The organism is Methylotenera sp. (assembly GCF_030684185.1).
Classification (GTDB): Bacteria; Pseudomonadota; Gammaproteobacteria; order Burkholderiales; family Methylophilaceae; genus Methylotenera.
Genome location: NZ_JAUXOY010000014.1, coordinates 726,874 through 748,298, shown reverse-complemented (window position 1 = coordinate 748,298; position 21,425 = coordinate 726,874). Strand labels below are relative to the sequence as shown.

The window sequence follows — 21,425 nt, the reverse complement described above, 5'->3', positions numbered from 1 at the left end:
CTTACACCTTTATAGGCTATATTTGCATTAATTAATTCGAGTCTGACCCCATTTTATGGCACGCCTACCCCGCTACAACGTCATTGATCAGCCACAGCACATTATTCTGCGTGGTAATAATCGCAGCATTATTTTTGTGGGTGATGACGATTACCGCTTTTTTTTAACTTGCTTGCATGATGCTGCTAGTCAACACGGCTGTTCAATCTATGCTTATGTGTTGATGACTAACCACGTGCATTTGCTAATGTCTCCGCATGAGGAAAATAGCATTAGTAAAACCATGCAATCTGTTGGTAGGCGTTATGTGCAGTATTTTAATTATTTGCAGCAACGCACAGGCACTTTGTGGGAGGGGCGTTATAAATCCACCTTGATTGATAGCGAGGCGTATCTGTTGCGTTGTTATCGCTATATTGAGCTTAATCCCGTGCGAGCTAACATGGTGGCACAGCCGATTGATTACGCATGGTCTAGTTATGCTAACCATGCCGAAGGTAAAGAAAATGTCTTGCTTACTGAGCATCCACTTTATTTGGCTTTAGGCAGTAATGTAGATGCAAGGCAGCATAACTATAGGGACTTATTTAAACATCATTTGAATGAAGTTGATTTGCAGGGTATTCGTAACGCTACCAATAAGGGCTGGGTACTAGGAAATGACAGCTTTAAGGATAAAATGTCTGCTGCTAGCAACCGTAGACTTACTCCCCTGCCGAAAGGAAGGCCAAAAACAATAAAAATCGAGTCTGACCCCAATTAATGTGGTGCCCTTGACTTTGCAAACGCCTTACCTTAAAGTAAGCATTTTCTTGTATTGAAAGGAATTTTATGTCAACCGCTACGCTTACCTCTAAAGGGCAAATCACTATTCCAGCTGCTGTCCGTGCATCACTTAGCCTTGAAAATGGAAGTAGAGTGGAGTTTGTAGAATCAGCCGATGGTCAATTTTTAATTGTTGCTGCTACCAGTTCTGTACAAAAGCTAAAAGGTTTGTTACGTAAACCTCAAGTGCCCGTTTCTATTGAACAGATGAATCGGATGATTGCTTCGCGCGGCGCGGCTTAACATGATAGGCTTAGACACGAATGTTATAGTACGCTATATTGCGCAAGATGATGTAGTGCAGTCGCCAATGGCTACGCAATTAGTCGAGTCTTTGTCCAATGACAATCTAGGCTTTATTACTTTGATTGCAATAACCGAGCTGGTTTGGGTAATGCAGGGTTGTTATCAAGCAAGCAAAGAAGAGACCGTGACGATACTGCAAGGGCTTTTACATACGCGCGAGTTTGTAGTAGAAAATGTAGAGATTGTTGCAAAGGCTGTGCTGGCCTATGCGGCTTCAAACGCTGATTTTGCTGATTGCCTCATTGAGCGTTCTGCCGATTATGCTAAATGTACTTGCACTATGACTTTTGACAGCAATGCGGCTAAAACAGCGGGGATGCTCTTGGTTAATTAAGAGTTGTCTTATTGAAGAAACAATAAGTTGAAGAAGCAATAAAAATCGAGTTTGACCCTAATTAACCGCTGTTCGCGTTCCACCTTTTAGTAATATCGCTTTAAAGCCACCTTGCACCAATACAAACGTAGCTGCCGAGCTTCGGCGTCCCGTTTGGCAATAGAGTATATATTCTTTGTTTGTATCTAAAGTGCTAGCTAACTGGCGAACTTCATTCAGCGGCATGTTGATTGCCTGCTTAATGTGGTCATGTATATATTCTGACGGCAACCGCACATCAACCCAAACTGCACCTGAGGCTATTTTCGCTTTCGCTTCAGTCATGTTAATTTGGCTAATTAGTGGTTCTTTTAATAACTCAACAAAATCTTTCTTGTTGAGTCGCAGTAATTCGCCATCAGTTTTCATCGTGACTGTAGCGTTGCGCTTAATCCCTGAAACCAATGCCTCTTCGCCGAAAGCTGATCCTTCATTCAGCTCAGCCAACATTACAGAAGGCTGGCTAACATCAACCACTCTACTCACCATAGCGGAGCCTCTTTGAATCAGGTAATAGTAGTCGCCAACTCCGCCCTGCTGAATAATCACCTGCCCTGCGGTAACGGAAATGCTCGTCATGCGTTTAAACATTTCTTCAACATTAGCCACTGGTAAGCGACTAAATACACCACTTTGCAGATTGAATGCACTGAAAATATCAGTGTCTTGCATCCAGTCAGCAGTGTTGCGGGCGGGCTTTTCAGCAGCGCTTACTTGTGTGTTTTTGGGCAGATTTGCAGAATGTGATAGCTGATCCCATGTCATCATAATATCGAGCAAATCCATATCTATTCTAAGAATCTCGATATCAGTCAGGGCTATCGTCTCTATAATTTTAGAGTCTGCACTGATTGGGTGTCTGGAAGACTGAGTTCCACTGTGTAATATGGCTTTTTTATTACCTTTATAGCGTAGCTCTAAATCACCTTTAACTAAATAAATTGCTTGCGCTGCCTTAGCCACATTCATTCGCATAGGGTCTGTTCCCTTATTTACTTTCTCAATAAAACATAATGCAGAAAGTTCTTTTTTGCGGCCCGTTGATAATTTGGCGATGGGTTCTAAATAATCTAATAGTGATTGGTCAGTTATTGCCATCATTAAAACCTAAACTTTGCATAATTAAGAAATTGTAAACTCAAAATTTTCAACTTATCACTTTATAAAACAAAGAGTTGCTGTTGATTCAGCGCTTGTATTGAATGCGCTAAATTACTGACTGCAATTTCATGCATGATGCTTTCACCCTCGCCGGGTTTTAGGTGGGTAATATAAATCTCAATAGGCTTTTGAATGTTATCCAGCATTAGTTTACCCAATTCATCAACCAGCATAGATGGGCAAAGATGCTTGGATAACTTGGCAAGTTTAAGCTCAGCGTTGCTGAATGCCGTTTCAATAATGAGATATTTAAGATTTTGTATTTTATTCACTTCAACCCAAAGCGCATCACACACCGTGGTATCACCGGTAAAAACTAAACTAGCATCTCCACTATCCAAATGGTAGCCCACGGCTGACACCACGTGATTCGCAGGTAGTGGGGTAAATTTTCTGCCATTAAAATCTATAGTTTCACCCAGCTTCACTTCGTTGTAACGTAAAAATGGGGCATGCGCATTTGGAATCGCGTTAAAATCTGGCCACACTTTCCAATTGAATATATGGTGACACAAGGTATCCAGCGTTTCTTGATTTGCATGTACGGTAATCGGTTCAGCGCGAATCCCCATCACGGTATCAAGTAAAAGCGGGATAAACGCAATGTGATCTAAATGGGAATGGGTAACGAAAATGTGGTCTATCGCCAACAGCTCATCCATGGATAAATCACCCACGCCAGTGCCTGCGTCAATTAAAATATCATTATCCACAAGCATTGATGTAGTGCGCTGTTTACCACCTATTCCGCCACTGCACCCTAGTATTTTTATTTGCATCATTGAGGCTTCTTATTCTACTGACATGTTTTTTATTGTTAATTTTAATATAATGCTATGATTTCATTACTTTTTAATAGCATATCGCATATCTAATTTATTTAATAGCGATGATGCGCTCACAGCAACACACTTTACATTTTTTACATTTTAACGATTGCATTCATGAACTACCAACCACCCTTAGAGTTAGTTAGCGACAACTCAAATAATAATAACACCATTAATGCCAGCATCATCTGGCTGCATGGATTAGGCGCAGATGGATATGATTTTGAGCCAATTGTGCAAAAGCTCAACTTACCCAATATACGCTTTATTTTGCCGCATGCCCCAGACATGGCCGTTAGCCGGAATAGCGGTTACATTATGCCTGCCTGGTATGATTTATATGGGGCACCAAATAGCAAAACTGGCCATAGTAAAGAAGATGAAGATGGTATAACAAACAGTCAGAATTACGTTAATTCACTTATTCAAAATGAGTTAAATCGAGGTATTTCAGCAGGGCGCATTGTCATTGCCGGTTTTTCACAAGGTGGCGCTATCGCTCTGCATACAGCCTTGCGTTACCCGCAAAAGTTGGGCGGCATATTGGCCTTGTCAACGTATTTGCCAGTTAAAACCAAACTCGCCAGCGAAATGAATCCTGCAAATGCCAGCATTCCAATCTTTATGGCACATGGTGTTTTTGATGATGTGATTAGCTTGGATATGTGTAAGATTTCACTGCAAATATTACAGAGCAATCATTATTCTGTCAGTTGGCATGAATATAATATGGCGCATTCTGTATGCGTTGAAGAGATTGGCGATATTCGTGAGTTTTTAAAACAAGTTTTGCCATAAGATTTGGTAGAATAGCAACTTAACGCCATTTAAATTATGCTATGACAACAACTAAAACCAAGTCAGCTACAAAATCATTAGCAGAACATCCTGAAAATTTCGAGCATGCTTTTACAGAGCTTGAAAGTATCGTCGCGCAAATGGAATCGGGCCAAATGACATTAGAAGCATCACTTGCTGCGTATCAACGCGGCAATTCGCTACTGCAGTTCTGTCAAAAATCACTTGCTGATGTAGAACAGCAAGTACAAATTCTGAACGAGAAAAATCAGCTGGTGCAATTTAAACCTAATGATGAGTAATCTACACGTGGCTAATTTAGAATTAGCTGGAGCGGCCGCGCTAGATTTTTCAGCTTGGGCTCTTGCAAAACAGGCGCGTATCGAACAAGTGCTTGGGCTAGTGCTACCACCAGAAAATTCAGCTCCGCACAAATTACACAGCGCGATGCGTTACAGCGCATTAGGCGGCGGCAAACGTGTACGTGCCCTACTTTGCTATGCTGCCTCTGAGTTATGTGAAACTGAAATGTCTGTTGCTGACGCAATAGCCGGCGCAGTTGAACTGATTCATGCTTATTCTCTGGTGCATGATGACATGCCCTGTATGGATGATGATGACTTACGCCGCGGCAAACCAAGCTGCCATAAACAATATGACGATGCTACTGCACTATTGGTAGGTGATGCATTGCAAAGCCTCGCTTTTGAGATGCTGGCTCAGCCTGATTTATGCGCTGAAGCAGCACATCAAATCAGCATGTTAAATATGCTGGCTAAAGCCTCCGGCTCGACTGGCATGGCAGGCGGGCAAGCCATTGATTTAGATTCGGTTGGCAAAATGCTCACACAAACGGAACTGGAAACCATGCACCATTTAAAAACTGGCGCGCTGATAAAAGCGGCGGTGTTGTTGGGCGCCGTAGCCAGTTCGGCTGAAAAAATAACGGCACTGCGCATCTATGCAAGTAATATCGGGTTGGCATTTCAGGTAATCGATGACATTCTGGATGTTGAAGCCGACACGAGCATATTGGGTAAAACTGCAGGTAAAGATGCAGACAGCAATAAACCGACTTTCGTCTCACTATTGGGTTTACAGCCAGCCAAGCAATATGCACAGCAACTATATGAAAACGCGATTAGCGCACTGGCTCCGTTTGGAGATAGCGCTTTGCGCTTGCGTGAGTTAGCAGGATTCATTACGCAGCGCAATTTTTGAACGCAATTTTAGATTGCACACTAATATCACGTTTTAATATTTTATAACTTTTAATCATTTCAATTTGCGACATTCTTACTCGTGACTTCATTACTCAATAGCATAGATTCACCACTGCAGCTGCGTCAGCTTGAGCGTAAACAGCTCGTCCAGCTTGCTCAAGAATTGCGGACGTTTTTAATCGACAGTGTCGCAAAAACAGGCGGTCATTTAGCTTCAAATTTAGGCGTGGTTGAACTCACAATTGCGCTGCATTATGTGTTCAACACCCCTGATGACAGATTGGTTTGGGACGTAGGCCACCAAACCTATCCACATAAAATCCTCACAGGTCGCCGCAATCAAATGCAATCACTGCGCACACCTCTTGGAATTGCAGGCTTTCCACGTCGATCTGAAAGCGAATACGATACTTTTGGCACAGGACATTCCAGCACCTCTATCTCTGCAGCCCTTGGTATGGCTGTTGCCGCACAAAAAGCAGGGCTGGAGAGACGCGCGGTAGCGATTATCGGTGATGGTGCGATGACTGCCGGCATGGCGTTTGAGGCATTAAACAACGCTGGCGATATGGATGCGAACTTGTTGGTGATACTTAACGACAATGACATGAGCATCTCAAACAATGTCGGCGCTTTGAATAACTACCTCACCAAACTATTATCTAGCCGCTTTTACAATAAAGTCCGATCATCTGGCAAAAAAGTACTGTCAGCCATGCCACCTATGATGGAGTTTGCCAAGCGCGCTGAAGAGCATGTAAAAGGCATGGTAATGCCGGGTACATTGTTTGAAGAATTTGGCTTTAACTATATAGGCCCGATTGATGGGCATGATATGGATGCGCTCATTGATACCTTGCAGAATATTAAACAACTTAATGGCCCACAGTTTTTACATATTGTGACGCAAAAAGGTAAGGGATTCGAACCAGCAGAAGATAACCCTAATAAATTCCATGGCGTAGGGAAGTTTGACCCTTACAATGGTGACGCCATTTCAAATAGCAGTAAAAAAACCTACACCCAAGTGTTTGGCGACTGGTTAGTGGATATGGCCGCGCTTGATAACCGCCTGATTGGCATCACTCCCGCCATGTGTGATGGCTCAGGTTTAAATGCCTTTGCTGAACAATATCCTGACCGCTATTTTGATGTAGGCATTGCGGAACAACATGCGCTTACCTTTGCAGCTGGCATGGCTTGTGATGGCTTAAAACCTGTTGTTGCCATCTACAGTACTTTTTTACAGCGCGCCTACGACCAACTAATACACGATATTGCCTTGCAAAATTTGCCTGTATTGTTAGCGATAGATCGTGCAGGCTTAGTCGGCGCGGATGGGCCTACCCACGCTGGGGCTTTTGATTTAAGCTATTTAAGATGCATTCCTAATATCGTGATTATGGCACCCAGCAACGAAAATGAATGTAGACAAATGCTTTACACAGGCTTTCAATACAATGGCGTTTCTGCAGTGCGTTACCCGCGTGGAGGTGGCGCAGGGGCGGTTATTGAGCAAAAAATGCAGGCCATTCCTATTGGCACGGCGGAAGTCAAGCGTAATGCAGCCACAACTAAAGCTAAACAAAAAATCGCCATTTTGAGCTTTGGCAGTATGCTAAATGCCAGTTTAGAAGCTGGCGAAAAACTAGATGCCACCGTCGTCAACATGCGTTTTGTAAAACCAATTGACCACTCTCTTATTGAAAAACTAACCAATGACCACACGCTAATCGTAACAGTTGAAGAAAACAGTGTAATGGGCGGTGCCGGTTCTGCAGTGATGGAAGCATTGCAAGTGATGCAGCATCCGAATAAACCGCCGATCAAAACATTATGTTTAGGCCTGCCTGATCGATTCATTGAACACGGTGTGCATGAAACTATGCTGGCAGAATGCGGTCTAGATGCTGAAGGAATTATAGCCGCAATTGCGAAGCAAATAACCTAGTGATATACTCAACTATAGACAACTGAGCGATAAACCGAGTAATTGCCTAACTGGAAATAAAATGAATCAACCAATAACTAGCAGCACTCCAAGCCCTATTGAAGACGTACAAAACACGGTAGATACACGTCATATCGCCATTGATAAAGTTGGCATCAAAGCTATTCGGCATCCGGTAATAGTCAAAGACAAGTCTGGCGGCGAGCAGCACACTGTTGCTATGTTCAATATGTATGTGCATTTACCACAGCAATTTAAAGGTACACACATGTCACGTTTTGTTGAGATACTCAACATGAATGAGCATGCTATTTCTGTGGAATCATTTGAAACAATTTTGCATGAAATGATTAAGCGTTTAGAAGCGGAGTCTGGTCATGTTGAAATGACTTTCCCTTACTTTGTGAACAAAGCAGCACCCGTTTCAGGCGTTAAAAGTTTGCTTGATTATGAAGTGACTTTTATTGGTGCAATTAGCCACGGTAAAATCGACATCACTGTGAAAGTATTAGTGCCGGTGACTAGCTTGTGTCCTTGCAGTAAAAAAATCTCTGATTATGGTGCTCACAACCAGCGCAGTCATGTGACTGTTACCGCGCTCATTAATGATTTTATCTGGATTGAAGATATTATCGACCTGGTTGAAAAACAAGCGTCGTGCGAGCTTTACGGTTTATTAAAACGCCCCGATGAAAAATTTGTTACCGAGCGCGCTTACGATAATCCAAAATTTGTTGAAGACATGGTACGCGACGTAGCAGCTCAACTTAGCGCTGAAAAACGCATTGTGGCCTACACTGTAGAAAGTGAGAATTTTGAATCTATTCACAATCATTCAGCTTATGCCTTGATTGAGTACGACAAACGGTGAAATAAGTCCGCATTTAAATAAAATAAAGGGGCCAAGCTTTAGAGTCAGTTCAATACGGCCCTTTTTATTTTGCGCATTCGATACACTAATATTTTTTAATCAGCGTAAGGGCAATGTCTTGCCGTTTCATCTCCAATCTATTTAGCGCACTCATACCTAATAACACAATGGGAGGTGAACCGCCTTCCAGCACACTAGCTTCTACTTGGCTAAGTGTAATGCCACCAATCTTAAGATTAGCAATCGTCACACGGTAGGCTGTGACTATGCCGTTAGCAGTGCTGATTTGTATAGGTTCACCACGCTTGTAATCAATATTTGCAAACTTTGCATCGCCACTGTTAAGCGCAACGGTCGTGGCGCCAGTGTCGACTAAAAACTTAAGCGAGGCTCCGTTAATTTGGCAATCAGAAATAAAATGGCCTTGCACATTTGCATACAAGGTTGTGCTTGAAACTGCGTTAGATGAGCTACCAACAACCGAGGCGGCTTGTCCCATCCCTAATTGCCTGGTTTTACCCTCAATTCGCAAGGTTGCAATTTTACTGTCTGCGGCAAGTAATTTAACACCTTCAATGGTCTGGCCAACACTTAAGGTTTTTGGTTTGCCGCCATTGATGATGACCACTGCCTTGTTGCTAAAAAGCCCAACGATATTCACTTGGGTATCGGCCATACAAACGTTTGAAACCAACAAAGTAATGACTATCAGTGTAAATTTTCTTACTCTAGCAATTACTTTCAATTTGTATGCGAAGGAAGACAAGGCGCCAGTCCGCAGACAGAACAAACAGTACGGCAAGAACAGACAACGCAGTATTTGTTTGCATACAAATTGAAAGGATTTCATCTAAACATTCCTTGTGAATTTTGTTGAGTATTACTTAACTTCAAACCTAATCCTATCACCAACAACCCTAACAGCGGGAAAATTGCCGCAAGCATGAATGTCTGCTGCCCTCCCAAATACTGCAATGCATAACCACCCGCCACCCCGCCTACGGTACCGCCTATGCCATAAGCAACACTGTTGTAAATTGCTTGGCCTTTTGCTTGATGACGCCCATTAAAAAATTGCGTAATCACTTCAACAGAAGCTGCGTGAAAACTACCAAAGGTAGCTGCATGTAAAGTTTGGGCAATGATTAACAGCACGATGTTATCAACAGCAATGCCTATCATGCCAAATCGGAGCACAGCAAGCGCCAAACTTATCTGTAGAATAACCTTTAAGCTAAAGCGTGCCATAATTTTTGGCATCCACATGAAAATACCTATTTCGCAGATAACGCCTACCGACCACAACAAGCCTATCATGCCTTTACTATAGCCATGGTCACTTAAATAAATTGAATAAAAATTGTACAGCACACCATGCGCTGTCACCATGAGCGCGCAGCCTATTAACAAAGCAAGTACATTGGGTTGCTTAATCACTTGCCAGATAGAAAAATGGTCATGCGGATGTGCCTTTACTTTTGCGTCTGGCAATGTGTACGTTAGCGCAAACAATGTTATCTGCACAAAAAGCAAAAACCACAACAAACTATTTATACCTGCAAAATCAATTAAAAAGCCTAATGTCACAGCCGCCACAATAAAACCAAGCGAACCCCACATGCGGATACGGCTGTAATGCCCGTTAGTGGTGGCGAGGTGTGCTAGTGTGAGTGACTCTGCCAGCGGCAAAGTTGAGCTGGTAAACAGACTTAAAGCGGCCATCACAAAAAATAGCCAAAAAAAGCCATGCGCCCAAAATACTGCAGTAAACCCACACAGACCCAAAAAGGCAGTAAGCTTAATCCACTGTGCACGCTTGCCAGTGTGGTCGGCCAACCATCCCCAAAAATTAGGCGCAAAAATTCTGCTGATTTGGAATAAAGACATCAAAATTCCAATATCAGCCGGGCTAAATTGTTCAGACTTTAAATACAACCCCCAGTAAGGCACAAACGCCCCGACAAAGAAATAATAAATGAAATAAAAACGGGAAAGTTTAAAGTGAAGATTTGAATGCATGCTAAATTATATAGAATGAGGAGATAAAAAAAGTCGGCATATGCCGACTTTTTTATCAGAAAACCACTAAGCGATTAGCATTGAATAAAGCTGATCTTTTAGCTGAACACGTTCTTTTTTCTGGTTTTCCAGCACTTCATCTGACACAGGAACACCTTCCCCCTCCAAACGCTCCACATCTTTTGTAACCACATGATATGCGTCAAAAAGCTTGGCAAAATGCGCATTGCTCATTTTTAAAGCGTGAATTTTTTCGCGATGCTCCGGAAATTCATGAACTAAATCGTGATGCTCAATACCCATACATAATTCCTTAAATTAAATAAACAAAATAAACAAAATAAACAAAATAAACCAAATATCCCTAAAGCATCCAGATCAACAAGTTACGTTTTCATTATCAAACTGCTTGGCTAAATTCGCCATGATATACATCAATCATAGTTGGTAAAGTTAAATAATTCTTGGGGTTGCAGAAACTACATCTGCATTTTGCGCGCGATGACGCAACGCATGATCCATCAATACTAAGGCCAACATTGCCTCTGCAATCGGCGTAGCGCGCACACCTACGCACGGGTCATGACGGCCTGTTGTTTGCATAGTCACTGCTTTACCATCTTTATCAATAGAACGACGCTCTTGCGGGATGCTGGAAGTCGGCTTCAAAGCTACATTCACACGAACCGCCTGGCCTGTAGATATGCCCCCCAAAATGCCCCCTGCATGATTAGTGACAAAACCTTGTGGCGTCATTTCATCACTATGCACACTGCCGCGCTGGGCAATTGAATTAAATCCTGCACCAATTTCCACACCTTTTACCGCGTTAATGCTCATCATGGCATAGGCAATTTCAGCATCCAGTCTATCGAATACAGGCTCACCCCAACCGACAGGCACACCTTCTGCCACCACAGTGATGCGCGCACCAACCGAATCGCGCTCAGCGCGGACTTTATCCAGATACTCTTCTAATTGAGGTAGCACCTTTATATTCGGTGAAAAAAACGGGTTGTTATTCACGTAATCCCAAGATTCAAACGGAATTTCAATTTCGCCCATTTGGCTCATATAACCACGCACAGTCACACCAAAACGCTCCTTTAACCACTTTTTAGCAATTGCACCTGCCGCCACGCGCACAGCCGTTTCACGCGCGCTAGAACGGCCACCGCCACGGTAGTCACGTACTCCGTATTTTTGCGTGTAAGTGTAATCTGCATGGCCTGGACGGAAGGTATCCATGATTTTGCTGTAGTCGTGGCTACGCTGGTCGGTATTGCGAATCAGTAAACCAATGGGTGCTCCTGTAGTTTTACCTTCAAACACGCCAGAAAGAATCTCAACGCTATCCGCTTCTTGGCGTTGCGTTACATGACGCGACGTGCCGGGCTTGCGTCTATCCAAATCAATCTGCAAATCCTCTGCACACAACGCCAAACCGGGCGGGCAGCCATCAACCACACCGCCTATTGCTGCGCCATGCGACTCCCCAAATGAGGTAAACGTGAATAAAGTACCGATAGTGTTACCCGACATAATGCTGTTCTCTTGTAAGTTTTAATAATTTTAACATATTGATAACCTATCTATGCACCAGCCCTTTAATCCATTGCCCATACACCTGTTTTGCTACTTTATTGAGAAAGAAACAATGTAATAGCAAGTTTTGCTGCATGTCTTCAGCCTGTTGCACTGCTGGACTCATGGCTAATTGTGTGAGCTCCTCTACTCCAAGCTCACACCAGCTTTTCACCATCTCTGCAGTCACTTCAATATGGCTTTGAAGCGCCAAATGCTTGCCTATAGAATAAGCCTGATTTTTACAATGCGTACTTGCTAATAGATGCGTCGCGCCTTGCGGCAAGCTAAACGTCTCGCCGTGCCAATGAAAACTATTGAAACTTTCAATTTCACCGAACCAATATTCAGCCACTTCATTTTGACTTACATTGACTTCACCCCAACCTATTTCTTTCACGGGATTTTCTACTACTTCCCCACCTAATGCCTTGCTAATAAGTTGACCACCTAAGCAGTGCCCCAGTAATGGAATGTCTGCATTTTTTGCCTCACGAATTAAATCTAGCAAAGGTGCAATCCAAGGCAAATCATCATTCACACTCATTGGACCACCCATAATCACAACACCGCTATAGCCGAGTATTGATGGGGGTAGCGAATTAATTTCGCCAGTATTAACGGTTTGCCAGAGTATATTTTGCTGCGTTAAAAAATCACCCAAATAACCGGGGCCTTCATGGGCAACATTTTTAAAAACAATCACAGGCTTCATACTTGCAATGTTCATAGCTTAACCACCTTGTGCTGGCCAATTTCAATGCCATCAATCGTATACTGCCCAATGGCATAGCGAATTAACCTTAACGTAGGAAAACCTATTTTAGCGGTCATGCGTCTTACCTGACGATTCTTACCCTCACTGATTTTAATTTCCAGCCAACTAGTAGGTATCGCTCTACGCTCACGTATAGGCGGGTTTCTTGTCCATAATTCGTCTGGCTCTGCTATCAAGCGCACCTGGGCGGGTTTTGCTACAAAATCAGTTAAATCTACTCCCTGCCTTAATGGCTCTAAATCCTCATAAGTAGGCAAGCCCTCCACCTGCACCCAATAAGTTTTAATTTCTTTGTGTTTAGGATCACTTAAACGGTGTTGCAACATGCCATCATCAGTTAAAATAAGCAATCCTTCACTATCAGTATCAAGCCGTCCTGCGGCGTATACATCTGGCGTTTGGATAAAGTCTTTTAACGTAGCGTGCCCGATTTTTCCATTAGGAAGCTCATGTGCACTGAACTGGCATACCACGTTAAAGGGTTTATTGAATAAAATAATCATTAGATAAGCTTACATTATTAGAAACGTAACATTGGGAAATACTTTAGGGGCATAAACATGACGGAAAAAAATAATATTTCAGGGAAGATTGTAATTCCAGCTACTGGCAAAAAAATTACCGTAAACGCGGACAACACGCTTAATGTACCTAACCACCCCATTATCCCATTTATTGAGGGTGATGGCATAGGTGCAGATATTACGCCACCAATGATTAAAGTAGTGGATGCAGCGGTAAATAAGGCCTACGGTGGGGCACGAAAAATTTCATGGATGGAAGTTTACGCAGGCGAGAAAGCCACCAAAGTATACGGTGCCAACGATTGGTTGCCAGCCGAAACGATGCATGCAGTCCGTGACTACGTCGTGTCCATTAAAGGTCCGCTCACCACACCAGTCGGCGGCGGCATTCGCTCACTGAATGTATCATTACGCCAAGAACTAGATTTATATGTATGTTTACGCCCAGTGCAATACTTTACCGGCGTGCCTAGCCCTGTTAAACATCCAGAAAAAACCGATATGGTCATCTTCCGCGAAAACACTGAAGATATTTATGCGGGAATTGAATGGGCAGCAGGCACAGATGAAGTTGAAAAAGTCATCCAGTTTTTAAGTGATATGGGCATGCGTAAAAAAATTCGCTTCCCGGAATCTTCAGCAATCGGCATCAAGCCCGTGTCAAAAGAAGGTAGCCAACGCCTAGTACGCAAAGCCATTCAATATGCGATTGATAATAATCGCAAATCGGTCACTATTGCCCATAAAGGCAATATTATGAAATTTACTGAAGGCGGCTTTAGAGATTGGGGTTATGAAGTAGCCAAGCAAGAATTTGGTGCAGTTGAAATAGACGGGGGCCCATGGTGCAAATTGCCAAACGGCATGATTATTAAAGACTGTATTGCGGATGCTTTTTTACAAGAGATTTTATTACATCCGCAAGATTATGACGTAGTTGCTACACTAAACCTAAACGGCGATTACATGAGCGATGCGCTCGCCGCGCAAGTAGGCGGCATTGGTATTGCGCCAGGCGCTAATTTAAGCGACACGGTAGCCATGTTTGAGGCTACTCATGGTACAGCGCCTAAAATTGCAGGCAAAGACCTAGCCAATCCAAGCTCCATCATTCTTTCAGCTGAAATGATGCTACGTCATTTAGGCTGGGTTGAAGCGGCTGACTTAGTCATTCAAGGAGTTGCAAAAGCGATTCTTGCCAAACGTGTGACTGGCGACTTTTCAAGTGAAATGGAAGGCGCTACACAAGTAGGCACCGCTCAGTTTGGTGAAGAGATTATCGCCAATATGTAGTTCTGAGATTTTAACCATAAAAAAACGGCTCGTAATTGTTACGAGCCGCCAGAGACTGTAATACTAAAAGGCTTGTACAATTAAGTACTTAGTCAATAAAAGAGTTAAGCCTTTTGAATATTTGAAGCTTGTTTGCCTTTTGGACCATCGGTCACTTCAAAACTTACGCGTTGACCTTCTTTAAGACTTTTATAGCCAGCTTCTACAATCGCAGAGAAGTGCGCGAATAAATCGTCACCACCATCATCCGGTGTAATAAAGCCGAAACCTTTTGAATCGTTAAACCATTTTACGGTACCTGTTGCCATTTCTACATCCTTACATAATACAATGGGGGGCGCCCCAAAAAGTTTATCTCAAGAACATTGAGTCGCCTTAAAGAACTGTGATTCAAAATTAAAGCAGGCTACACAAAACTCGAACTCAAACACCTGGCCATATTTATAATTTGGAAGACGTGAAATGTCAAGATATTTTAGGCTGGGTTAAATCACAAGGCAAATTAGTGCGACCGCAAATGCATAAAATGTAAATTCTGTAGCATTTTTATACCCAAATATACGTAAAGTCTTTACAAAAAAAAGTCTTAAGGGCATTATTGGCTTGATAAAAATAATTGGGAAAGCTCTCACGCTAGTTAAATTTAATATTTATGGCCAACGCAACTCCATCAATCAAACTGAGCGGTCTCGCGCGCACCTTAATCCAGGAGAAATTACTTTCCGAAGATGAGGCTAACGCAATACAAGCACAAGCAAACACGGTTAAAAGCCCGTTTATTACACAACTTATTCTAAGCAAAAAGCTGAATGCGCAAGTGATTGCAGAAACCTCGGCAAAAGCATTCGGATTCCCCTACTTTAATCTGGATGCTTTTAACCCCGATTATTTACCAAGCAAAAAAATTGACGAAAAATTGATGCAATCCAACCGAGTGTTGGCATTGCAAGTGCGCAACAACATCCTTTATGTTGCGATTTCCGACCCTACTAATTTACATGCACTTGATAGCGTTCAGTTTCAAATGGGTATGGCTTTGTCACCAGTGGTCGTGGAAGACGACAAACTTAGCCGCTGGATAGATAAAATTGTAGAGGCTAGTGACACAAACATGAGGTCATTGAATTTAGATGATGACTATGACTTAGGTGGCGAAGAAGGCCAGCCACAGGAAGAAGTGCAAACACAGGAAGTGGATGACGCTCCTGTCGTGAAATTTCTAAATAAAATGCTATTAGATGCCATTAATATGGGCGCATCAGACTTACATTTTGAGCCTTATGAAAAATTCTACCGTGTTCGTTATCGTGTAGATGGCATATTGCGTGAGATCACTCAGCCGCCCCTGGCAATCAAAGAAAAATTAGCCTCACGTATTAAAGTAATCTCCAGCATGGACATCTCTGAGAAGCGTATTCCGCAAGATGGCCGTATGAAGCTGGTGTTATCTAAAACACGGACCATTGATTTTCGCGTAAGTACTTTACCGCTCATTAATGGCGAAAAAATTGTAATGCGAATTTTAGACCCTTCGAGCGCAACTCTTGGAATTGAGGCTTTAGGTTACGAACCCGTTCAGAAAGAACTTTTACTCAGTGCGGTAAGCCGTCCTTATGGATTGGTACTTGTTACGGGACCAACCGGGTCCGGAAAAACGGTGTCTCTTTATACCTGTCTTAACATATTAAATAAACCTGATGTCAACATTTCCACTGCAGAAGACCCATGCGAGATTCCCCTAGCAGGGATTAATCAAGTAAACGTAAATGATAAGCAGGGGCTGACATTTGCTGCGGCTTTAAAGTCATTTTTACGGCAGGATCCAGACGTCATTATGATTGGTGAGATTCGCGACTTAGAAACTGCTGATATGGCAATCAAGGCAGCGTCTACTGGTCACATGGTGTTATCTACCTTACACACCAATGATGCCCCTTCCACGCTGACACGCTTACTCAACATGGGCGTGGCACCCTTCAATATTGCCTCTGCTGTTTCACTCATTACCGCCCAGCGTTTAGCAAGACGTTTATGCAAAAACTGTAAGGTGCCTTTGGATGTTCCAAAAGAGGCGCTACTTGGCGTAGGTTTCACTGAAGAAGATTTAGATGGCAGTTGGCAACTTTACGGCCCTAAAGAAGGTGGATGTGAAATGTGCAACAATGGCTATAAAGGTCGAGTGGGCATTTATCAAGTCATGCCGATTACAGACGAAATTAGCCGCATTATCATGAAAAGTGGCAATGCTCATGATATTGCCGACCAGGCAAAAATAGAAGGTGTTAAAGACTTACGTCAATCTGGCTTATTAAAAGTAATGCAAGGCTTAACTTCTATTGAAGAAGTTGAAGCTTGTACCAATGAATAATATAGGGAATCATCATGGCAGCAAATGTTAAGGCCACAAAAGAGGTTACATATTCTTGGGAAGGTAAAGATAAAAAAGGCAAATCCGTCAAAGGAGAAATACGTGCTTCTGGCGAATCGTTTGTCAACGCTACCTTAAGACGTCAGGGCATTACTGTTACTAAAGTAAAAAAACAGAGCAGCTTTGCTAGTAAGGGTAGTGTTTCAGACAAAGACATTACCTTATTTACACGCCAGTTAGCCACCATGATGAAAGCAGGTGTACCTCTACTGCAATCATTTGACATCGTGGGTAAAGGTCACAGCAATCCAGCGGTAGCAAAACTATTACTGGATATTAAATCCGATGTGGAAACAGGCAGTAGCATGAGTGCGGCATTTCGCAAATATCCACTTTACTTTGACGCACTCTTTTGCAACTTGATAGGCGCTGGCGAACAAGCGGGTATTTTAGATACTTTGCTCGACCGCCTAGCCACCTATAAAGAAAAAATTCAAGCTATTAAATCTAAGATTAAATCTGCGTTATTTTACCCAATCTCAATTATTGTCGTTGCTTTTGTCATTGTTGCCGTCATCATGATTTTTGTAATTCCTGCTTTTAAAGAGTTATTTGATGGTTTTGGCGCAGAACTACCTGCGCCTACGCTCATTGTTATGGCCATCTCTGAAGTGTTCGTAGAATGGTGGTGGGCCATATTTGGCTCTATTGGATTTGGCATATGGTTTTTCTTTTACACATGGAAGCGTTCTTTGAGTATGCAAGCCACCATGGATAGATTAATCCTAAAAGTCCCTGTTTTTGGCCCGCTTATTCGAAAAGCAACTATTGCCCGATGGGCGCGTACTTTAGCCACCATGTTCTCTGCTGGCGTACCGCTGGTAGAGGCTTTAGATTCCGTTGCAGGTGCTGCTGGAAACCGCGTGTATTATGATGCAACAAAAAAAGTACAGAGTGAAATTAGTACGGGTACCAGCCTGACTGTTGCCATGCAAAATACCAATGTATTTCCTAACATGGTTTTACAAATGACCGCCATTGGTGAAGAGTCTGGTGCATTAGATTCGATGCTAAGTAAAGTCGCAGATTTTTTTGAGGCTGAAGTTGATGATGCGGTTGATGCGTTAGCTAGTTTAATGGAGCCAGTCATCATGGTAGTATTAGGCACCTTAATTGGCGGCCTAGTAATTGCAATGTACCTACCTATCTTTAAAATGGGATCTGTTGTTTAGCTATAATGTAAGTAAATTTACTTAATCAGCCCACTTTAAACACATCTAGTATAAAACTAAAAAGCGACCAATTTGATCGCTTTTTAGTTTTAATTGCCCATTCTCAAATAAGCTGAGATGAACCTACTTTTTGGCAGCCGCAGCCAAAGCTCGTTCTATCTCTTTGTAAGGTTGCGCTCCCAACATACGTTTGCCATCAGAAAAAATCAATGTAGGCGTACTAGTTACACCAATTTTTCTTGCTAACTGACCTACTTTTTCTAATGGCACGTCGCAATTTCCAGTGGTTTTGGGTAATTGATTATTAAAAATCCAATCCTCCCAAGCTTTTACGCGGTTGCTTGCACACCAAATGGATTTAGATTTATTAGCGGCATCAGGATGCAACTGCTCAATAGGATATAAAAACGTGTAAACAGTTACATCGGTAATATTACTAAGTTCGTTCTGTTCTAAGCGCTTGCAATAAGGGCAATCTACGTCAGAGAAAACTACCAACTTACGGCTACCATTACCTTTAACCACTTTAATCGCCTGATCTAGCGGCAGGCTTGAAAAATCAATTTTAGTCAATTCTTCCAACCTTTCACCGGTAATGTCTTTTTTAGTTTTTGGATCAACCAGACGGCCTTCTGCTATTAAGAAAGTTAGCTTTTCATCGGTGTAGACGATTTGCCCACCCATAAATACTTCATACAAGCCTGCGTATGGCGTTTTGGTGACGCTTTCCACCTTAAACTTCGGGTAAGCCGCTTCTACGGCTTTTTTGACACTTGCTTCATCAGCGATGGCAAACGTTGCAACTGCACTTAATACAGCGCCTAATACAGTAAAGCTCACTATTTTTTTTAACATGCAATTTCCTTGTTTGGATTCATTTTATTTACAACATCTAGATTTAATTTCAATTGCCTACAACGCAATCGCATTTTCAACCAACAATTTACTTATGACATGATGCTTAGTCGCGGACAGCCCCCAATTCCTTACAATTCTCACCGCTGTATTCTGACTTTTAAACAACTGGTAAAGTCCATCTGTCAGTAATATCATCTTTAAAATATCCGCTTTTCTGATACGTGAATATTGTTTCAGCAAAGTACTGTCATTCAAAGCTTGGTATTGACTTTTATTTTTCAAAATTTCAACTAAATCAATCACATCTCTAAAACCTAAATTCACGCCTTGGCCCGCCATCGGGTGAACCTGATGTGCCGCATCGCCTACTAGCACCACACAATTTTGGACTAGCGTATTCGTTTTTTGCAGCGTTAATGGAAATGCTACAGGAGAACTAATTAACTTCAGTTCACCCAACATTTCACATCCTGCCGCCTTAACTTGCTGAGTGAATTCATCTCTGTTTAACCTTAACAATGAATCTGCAAACTTGGTTGACACCGACCAGACAATAGAAATTGTATTGTCTGGCAGTGGCAACCACGCCAAAATACTATTACTACCGTCTGCATCTTGCGAAAACCATTGTCTGGCAATGTTACCATGCGACTTTTCAACTTTAAAATTAGCAACTAATGCCGCCTGTTCATACGAGCTCTGCTTTATCGGCATATTTAGTTGTTGGCGCACCCAGGAGTGACTGCCATCTGCGGCCAATAACAGTTTACTTTCAATCATCAGGTGGTTGGGTAAACGTAATAATGCATTATTTGCCGAATTAATCACTGCCTCACATGGGCTATCAAATAAAGTAGTTATCCCCAAGGCCTTAACCTGTTTTAGCAATGCATGCATCAGGGCTTTAGACTCGACCACAAAGCCCAAATTATCTGCATTTACATCACTGGCCAATAAGTTCAGGGGCAGCTCTGTATCATCACCAAATATTTCCATAGACTGCATTTGACCAATACGCGCCTGGTTCAGTAATGGCCATACACCTAAATTATTAAGCCACTGAGCATTTTTGGGGCTAAGTGCGTAAATCCGCACATCCCAGGTTGCATCAAAAGTTGTATCTAAAAGATCGGCTTTTGTTGGGTCTTTACTATCAATGATTACCACTGAAAAACCTGCTTGATGCAACGCTACTGCCGCCGCAAGGCCGACTAAGCCCGCACCTACGATTGCAACATCTACACACACAGAACTTTCTGAATTACTCATTTTCCAAAACTCATTTTACGAACCAAATGCTGTTTAACCGGTTTAATCAAATCAAACAAACCTAGGCCGACACTTCTTAACCCGCTAACACCGGCAATATCATTAGAGAAAATATTCACCAAAAAATCCGTAAATAACAACCCGTTCTTGGTGTCCGATTGACGACTTGCGCGGTAATCAGCCAGCATTTGATTGCTGCCCAAAGTGTCTGACGTTGCACTCGCTATAAATTTTGCAAGGGACTCAGCATCACGCAAGCCTACATTAAACCCCTGCCCTGCGACTGGGTGCATGGTTTGTGCTGCGTTACCAATGACTGCCAAATGCGGCGTATCTGTAGTTTTTAATTGTGATAGTTTTAACGGAAACGCCATACGATTTTCTACACTTAAAAAACGCCCCACCCTATCACCAAATTCCGCATGAAATTGTGCTAAAAATTCAGCATCGCCCAATGTGAGTAATGCTGCGATATATTCTTTTTTACCTGTCCAAACTAAAGAGAAATCCCGCTCTCCGTTGGGCAGTAACGCCATCGGCCCATTAGCCGTAAATCGCTCATAAGCTATATTATTGTGCGGCAATTCTGCACTCACCTTAGAAATAAGCGCATCATGCCCGTATTCTTTAGTTTGTTTAGTTAAACCCGCGATTTCATCTAAGCTACGGCCACCATCTGCCAGCACAACTAATTGACAATTGAGGATGTCTGACTTGTTGTTATGTAAATAGGTAACGCTACTGTGAGTGCTTGTGTGTTCAATTGCTTCAGCACTTGCTTCAAATATAAAATTGACTACAGATTCTTTTGCCAGCGCATCATCTAACGCCGCACTTAATGCGCCGTAAGACAGAACATAACCCAGCGCCTCTTGTTTGTAATCGTTGGCCCTTAATAGAGACCGGCCTAGGCTACCTTTTTGCGACACATGAATAGTATTGATGGCCGTAGCATATTGCACCAAACCAGCCCAAACGCCCAGTTTCTCAAGTATTCGTTTACTGCCATAAGACAGCGCCAGCGCACGGCTTTCACTATATGCGGCGCCTTGTTTCCGCGCTTCAAGCACAGTCGTGGCAATACCCTGCTTCGCCAATAACAATGCCAGGGTTGCGCCTACTGGCCCACCGCCCACAATAATAACAGGTTCACTCATTTAGC

Annotated in this window: 23 protein-coding genes; 11 read left to right on the top strand and 12 right to left on the bottom strand. The window is 42.6% G+C overall.

Annotated features, from left to right (window positions below; translation table 11 throughout):
- The first annotated feature begins 55 nt into the window (after positions 1 to 55).
- The 3 genes from Q8J82_RS06310 (at position 56) to Q8J82_RS06300 (ending at position 1,465) form a co-directional block, all read left to right on the top strand.
- Positions 56 to 763, top strand: coding sequence for a transposase (locus Q8J82_RS06310; protein ID WP_305327948.1), 708 nt, complete (start codon positions 56 to 58; stop codon positions 761 to 763).
- A gap of 68 nt (positions 764 to 831) precedes the next feature.
- Complete coding sequence (locus tag Q8J82_RS06305) at positions 832 to 1,068, top strand: AbrB/MazE/SpoVT family DNA-binding domain-containing protein (protein WP_305327947.1); 237 nt, start codon at positions 832 to 834, stop codon at positions 1,066 to 1,068.
- 1 nt (position 1,069) lies between these two features.
- The gene (locus Q8J82_RS06300; RefSeq protein WP_305327946.1) at positions 1,070 to 1,465 is read left to right on the top strand and encodes a PIN domain-containing protein; all 396 of its coding nucleotides are present in this window, start codon (positions 1,070 to 1,072) and stop codon (positions 1,463 to 1,465) included.
- A 57-nt stretch (positions 1,466 to 1,522) separates the two neighbouring features.
- On the opposite strand, the gene Q8J82_RS06295 is transcribed toward Q8J82_RS06300, so the two are convergent.
- Both Q8J82_RS06295 and Q8J82_RS06290 read right to left on the bottom strand, forming a co-directional pair.
- Positions 1,523 to 2,605 (bottom strand): cyclic nucleotide-binding domain-containing protein, encoded by a 1,083-nt coding sequence (locus tag Q8J82_RS06295; RefSeq protein ID WP_305327945.1) that lies wholly within the window; start codon positions 2,603 to 2,605, stop codon positions 1,523 to 1,525.
- Positions 2,606 to 2,664: 59 nt separating this feature from the next.
- The gene (locus Q8J82_RS06290; protein ID WP_305327970.1) at positions 2,665 to 3,444 is read right to left on the bottom strand and encodes a 3',5'-cyclic-nucleotide phosphodiesterase; all 780 of its coding nucleotides are present in this window, start codon (positions 3,442 to 3,444) and stop codon (positions 2,665 to 2,667) included.
- Between the two features lie 165 nt (positions 3,445 to 3,609).
- Between Q8J82_RS06290 and Q8J82_RS06285 the strand changes: the two genes are divergently transcribed.
- The 5 genes from Q8J82_RS06285 (at position 3,610) to folE2 (ending at position 8,338) form a co-directional block, all read left to right on the top strand.
- Positions 3,610 to 4,293 carry an alpha/beta hydrolase gene (locus tag Q8J82_RS06285; RefSeq protein ID WP_304891880.1) on the top strand — a complete coding sequence of 228 codons (684 nt, stop codon included), beginning with the start codon at positions 3,610 to 3,612 and terminating at the stop codon, positions 4,291 to 4,293.
- 41 nt (positions 4,294 to 4,334) lie between these two features.
- Positions 4,335 to 4,595, top strand: a complete 261-nt coding sequence (locus Q8J82_RS06280) for an exodeoxyribonuclease VII small subunit (RefSeq protein WP_305252065.1) — start codon at positions 4,335 to 4,337, stop codon at positions 4,593 to 4,595.
- Positions 4,585 to 5,514, top strand: a complete 930-nt coding sequence (locus Q8J82_RS06275; RefSeq protein ID WP_305252064.1) for a polyprenyl synthetase family protein — start codon at positions 4,585 to 4,587, stop codon at positions 5,512 to 5,514. Before Q8J82_RS06280 ends, Q8J82_RS06275 begins: the two co-directional genes overlap by 11 nt.
- Positions 5,515 to 5,595: 81 nt before the next feature.
- A complete protein-coding gene (dxs, locus tag Q8J82_RS06270; protein ID WP_304891883.1) occupies positions 5,596 to 7,467 on the top strand; it encodes a 1-deoxy-D-xylulose-5-phosphate synthase in 1,872 nt (623 codons plus the stop codon).
- A 61-nt stretch (positions 7,468 to 7,528) separates the two neighbouring features.
- Positions 7,529 to 8,338 carry a GTP cyclohydrolase FolE2 gene (folE2, locus tag Q8J82_RS06265; RefSeq protein WP_305252063.1) on the top strand — a complete coding sequence of 270 codons (810 nt, stop codon included), beginning with the start codon at positions 7,529 to 7,531 and terminating at the stop codon, positions 8,336 to 8,338.
- A gap of 85 nt (positions 8,339 to 8,423) precedes the next feature.
- Here folE2 and Q8J82_RS06260 read toward each other — a convergent pair whose 3' ends face one another.
- The 6 genes from Q8J82_RS06260 to Q8J82_RS06235 all read right to left on the bottom strand — a co-directional run bounded on the left by Q8J82_RS06260 (position 8,424) and on the right by Q8J82_RS06235 (position 13,222).
- On the bottom strand, positions 8,424 to 9,014 hold the full coding sequence (locus Q8J82_RS06260; RefSeq protein WP_304891872.1) for a TIGR02281 family clan AA aspartic protease: 591 nt from the start codon (positions 9,012 to 9,014) through the stop codon (positions 8,424 to 8,426).
- A gap of 170 nt (positions 9,015 to 9,184) precedes the next feature.
- Complete coding sequence (locus Q8J82_RS06255; protein WP_305327944.1) at positions 9,185 to 10,357, bottom strand: MFS transporter; 1,173 nt, start codon at positions 10,355 to 10,357, stop codon at positions 9,185 to 9,187.
- A 66-nt stretch (positions 10,358 to 10,423) separates the two neighbouring features.
- Positions 10,424 to 10,660, bottom strand: coding sequence for a YdcH family protein (locus Q8J82_RS06250; protein WP_304909444.1), 237 nt, complete (start codon positions 10,658 to 10,660; stop codon positions 10,424 to 10,426).
- A 150-nt stretch (positions 10,661 to 10,810) separates the two neighbouring features.
- On the bottom strand, positions 10,811 to 11,899 hold the full coding sequence (aroC, locus tag Q8J82_RS06245; protein WP_305326594.1) for a chorismate synthase: 1,089 nt from the start codon (positions 11,897 to 11,899) through the stop codon (positions 10,811 to 10,813).
- A 46-nt stretch (positions 11,900 to 11,945) separates the two neighbouring features.
- Entirely contained in the window at positions 11,946 to 12,656 is a 711-nt protein-coding gene (locus Q8J82_RS06240) for a type 1 glutamine amidotransferase (RefSeq protein ID WP_305327969.1), read from the bottom strand.
- An 11-nt stretch (positions 12,657 to 12,667) separates the two neighbouring features.
- Positions 12,668 to 13,222, bottom strand: coding sequence for a pseudouridine synthase (locus Q8J82_RS06235; protein WP_304890169.1), 555 nt, complete (start codon positions 13,220 to 13,222; stop codon positions 12,668 to 12,670).
- A 57-nt stretch (positions 13,223 to 13,279) separates the two neighbouring features.
- On the opposite strand from Q8J82_RS06235, the gene icd reads away from it, so the two are divergent.
- A complete protein-coding gene (icd, locus tag Q8J82_RS06230; protein ID WP_304890168.1) occupies positions 13,280 to 14,536 on the top strand; it encodes an NADP-dependent isocitrate dehydrogenase in 1,257 nt (418 codons plus the stop codon).
- 104 nt (positions 14,537 to 14,640) lie between these two features.
- On the opposite strand, the gene Q8J82_RS06225 is transcribed toward icd, so the two are convergent.
- The gene (locus Q8J82_RS06225) at positions 14,641 to 14,844 is read right to left on the bottom strand and encodes a cold-shock protein (RefSeq protein WP_013147304.1); all 204 of its coding nucleotides are present in this window, start codon (positions 14,842 to 14,844) and stop codon (positions 14,641 to 14,643) included.
- Positions 14,845 to 15,188: 344 nt separating this feature from the next.
- On the opposite strand from Q8J82_RS06225, the gene pilB reads away from it, so the two are divergent.
- The gene (pilB, locus tag Q8J82_RS06220) at positions 15,189 to 16,904 is read left to right on the top strand and encodes a type IV-A pilus assembly ATPase PilB (RefSeq protein WP_304909441.1); all 1,716 of its coding nucleotides are present in this window, start codon (positions 15,189 to 15,191) and stop codon (positions 16,902 to 16,904) included.
- Positions 16,905 to 16,918: 14 nt separating this feature from the next.
- Positions 16,919 to 18,136, top strand: a complete 1,218-nt coding sequence (locus Q8J82_RS06215) for a type II secretion system F family protein (RefSeq protein WP_305252062.1) — start codon at positions 16,919 to 16,921, stop codon at positions 18,134 to 18,136.
- A 123-nt stretch (positions 18,137 to 18,259) separates the two neighbouring features.
- On the opposite strand, the gene Q8J82_RS06210 is transcribed toward Q8J82_RS06215, so the two are convergent.
- Genes Q8J82_RS06210 through Q8J82_RS06200 form a run of 3 tightly spaced genes read right to left on the bottom strand, consistent with a single transcriptional unit; the run spans position 18,260 to position 21,420 of the window.
- Positions 18,260 to 18,991 carry a DsbC family protein gene (locus Q8J82_RS06210; RefSeq protein ID WP_305327943.1) on the bottom strand — a complete coding sequence of 244 codons (732 nt, stop codon included), beginning with the start codon at positions 18,989 to 18,991 and terminating at the stop codon, positions 18,260 to 18,262.
- Positions 18,992 to 19,048: 57 nt separating this feature from the next.
- Positions 19,049 to 20,263 carry an FAD-dependent monooxygenase gene (locus tag Q8J82_RS06205; protein WP_305327942.1) on the bottom strand — a complete coding sequence of 405 codons (1,215 nt, stop codon included), beginning with the start codon at positions 20,261 to 20,263 and terminating at the stop codon, positions 19,049 to 19,051.
- The gene (locus Q8J82_RS06200) at positions 20,260 to 21,420 is read right to left on the bottom strand and encodes an FAD-dependent monooxygenase (RefSeq protein ID WP_305327941.1); all 1,161 of its coding nucleotides are present in this window, start codon (positions 21,418 to 21,420) and stop codon (positions 20,260 to 20,262) included. Before Q8J82_RS06200 ends, Q8J82_RS06205 begins: the two co-directional genes overlap by 4 nt.
- Positions 21,421 to 21,425 lie beyond the last annotated feature (5 nt).

Bases quoted from the DNA above. Each gene is read 5' to 3' on its own strand.
- Q8J82_RS06310 (WP_305327948.1), top strand. From the start codon at position 56: ATGGCACGCCTACCCCGCTACAACGTCATTGATCAGCCACAGCACATT.
- Q8J82_RS06305 (WP_305327947.1), top strand. From the start codon at position 832: ATGTCAACCGCTACGCTTACCTCTAAAGGGCAAATCACTATTCCAGCT.
- Q8J82_RS06300 (WP_305327946.1), top strand. From the start codon at position 1,070: ATGATAGGCTTAGACACGAATGTTATAGTACGCTATATTGCGCAAGAT.
- Q8J82_RS06295 (WP_305327945.1), bottom strand. From the start codon at position 2,605: ATGATGGCAATAACTGACCAATCACTATTAGATTATTTAGAACCCATC.
- Q8J82_RS06290 (WP_305327970.1), bottom strand. From the start codon at position 3,444: ATGCAAATAAAAATACTAGGGTGCAGTGGCGGAATAGGTGGTAAACAG.
- Q8J82_RS06285 (WP_304891880.1), top strand. From the start codon at position 3,610: ATGAACTACCAACCACCCTTAGAGTTAGTTAGCGACAACTCAAATAAT.
- Q8J82_RS06280 (WP_305252065.1), top strand. From the start codon at position 4,335: ATGACAACAACTAAAACCAAGTCAGCTACAAAATCATTAGCAGAACAT.
- Q8J82_RS06275 (WP_305252064.1), top strand. From the start codon at position 4,585: ATGATGAGTAATCTACACGTGGCTAATTTAGAATTAGCTGGAGCGGCC.
- folE2 (WP_305252063.1), top strand. From the start codon at position 7,529: ATGAATCAACCAATAACTAGCAGCACTCCAAGCCCTATTGAAGACGTA.
- Q8J82_RS06260 (WP_304891872.1), bottom strand. From the start codon at position 9,014: ATGGCCGATACCCAAGTGAATATCGTTGGGCTTTTTAGCAACAAGGCA.
- Q8J82_RS06255 (WP_305327944.1), bottom strand. From the start codon at position 10,357: ATGCATTCAAATCTTCACTTTAAACTTTCCCGTTTTTATTTCATTTAT.
- Q8J82_RS06250 (WP_304909444.1), bottom strand. From the start codon at position 10,660: ATGGGTATTGAGCATCACGATTTAGTTCATGAATTTCCGGAGCATCGC.
- aroC (WP_305326594.1), bottom strand. From the start codon at position 11,899: ATGTCGGGTAACACTATCGGTACTTTATTCACGTTTACCTCATTTGGG.
- Q8J82_RS06240 (WP_305327969.1), bottom strand. From the start codon at position 12,656: ATGAAGCCTGTGATTGTTTTTAAAAATGTTGCCCATGAAGGCCCCGGT.
- Q8J82_RS06235 (WP_304890169.1), bottom strand. From the start codon at position 13,222: ATGATTATTTTATTCAATAAACCCTTTAACGTGGTATGCCAGTTCAGT.
- icd (WP_304890168.1), top strand. From the start codon at position 13,280: ATGACGGAAAAAAATAATATTTCAGGGAAGATTGTAATTCCAGCTACT.
- Q8J82_RS06225 (WP_013147304.1), bottom strand. From the start codon at position 14,844: ATGGCAACAGGTACCGTAAAATGGTTTAACGATTCAAAAGGTTTCGGC.
- pilB (WP_304909441.1), top strand. From the start codon at position 15,189: ATGGCCAACGCAACTCCATCAATCAAACTGAGCGGTCTCGCGCGCACC.
- Q8J82_RS06215 (WP_305252062.1), top strand. From the start codon at position 16,919: ATGGCAGCAAATGTTAAGGCCACAAAAGAGGTTACATATTCTTGGGAA.
- Q8J82_RS06210 (WP_305327943.1), bottom strand. From the start codon at position 18,991: ATGTTAAAAAAAATAGTGAGCTTTACTGTATTAGGCGCTGTATTAAGT.
- Q8J82_RS06205 (WP_305327942.1), bottom strand. From the start codon at position 20,263: ATGAGTAATTCAGAAAGTTCTGTGTGTGTAGATGTTGCAATCGTAGGT.
- Q8J82_RS06200 (WP_305327941.1), bottom strand. From the start codon at position 21,420: ATGAGTGAACCTGTTATTATTGTGGGCGGTGGGCCAGTAGGCGCAACC.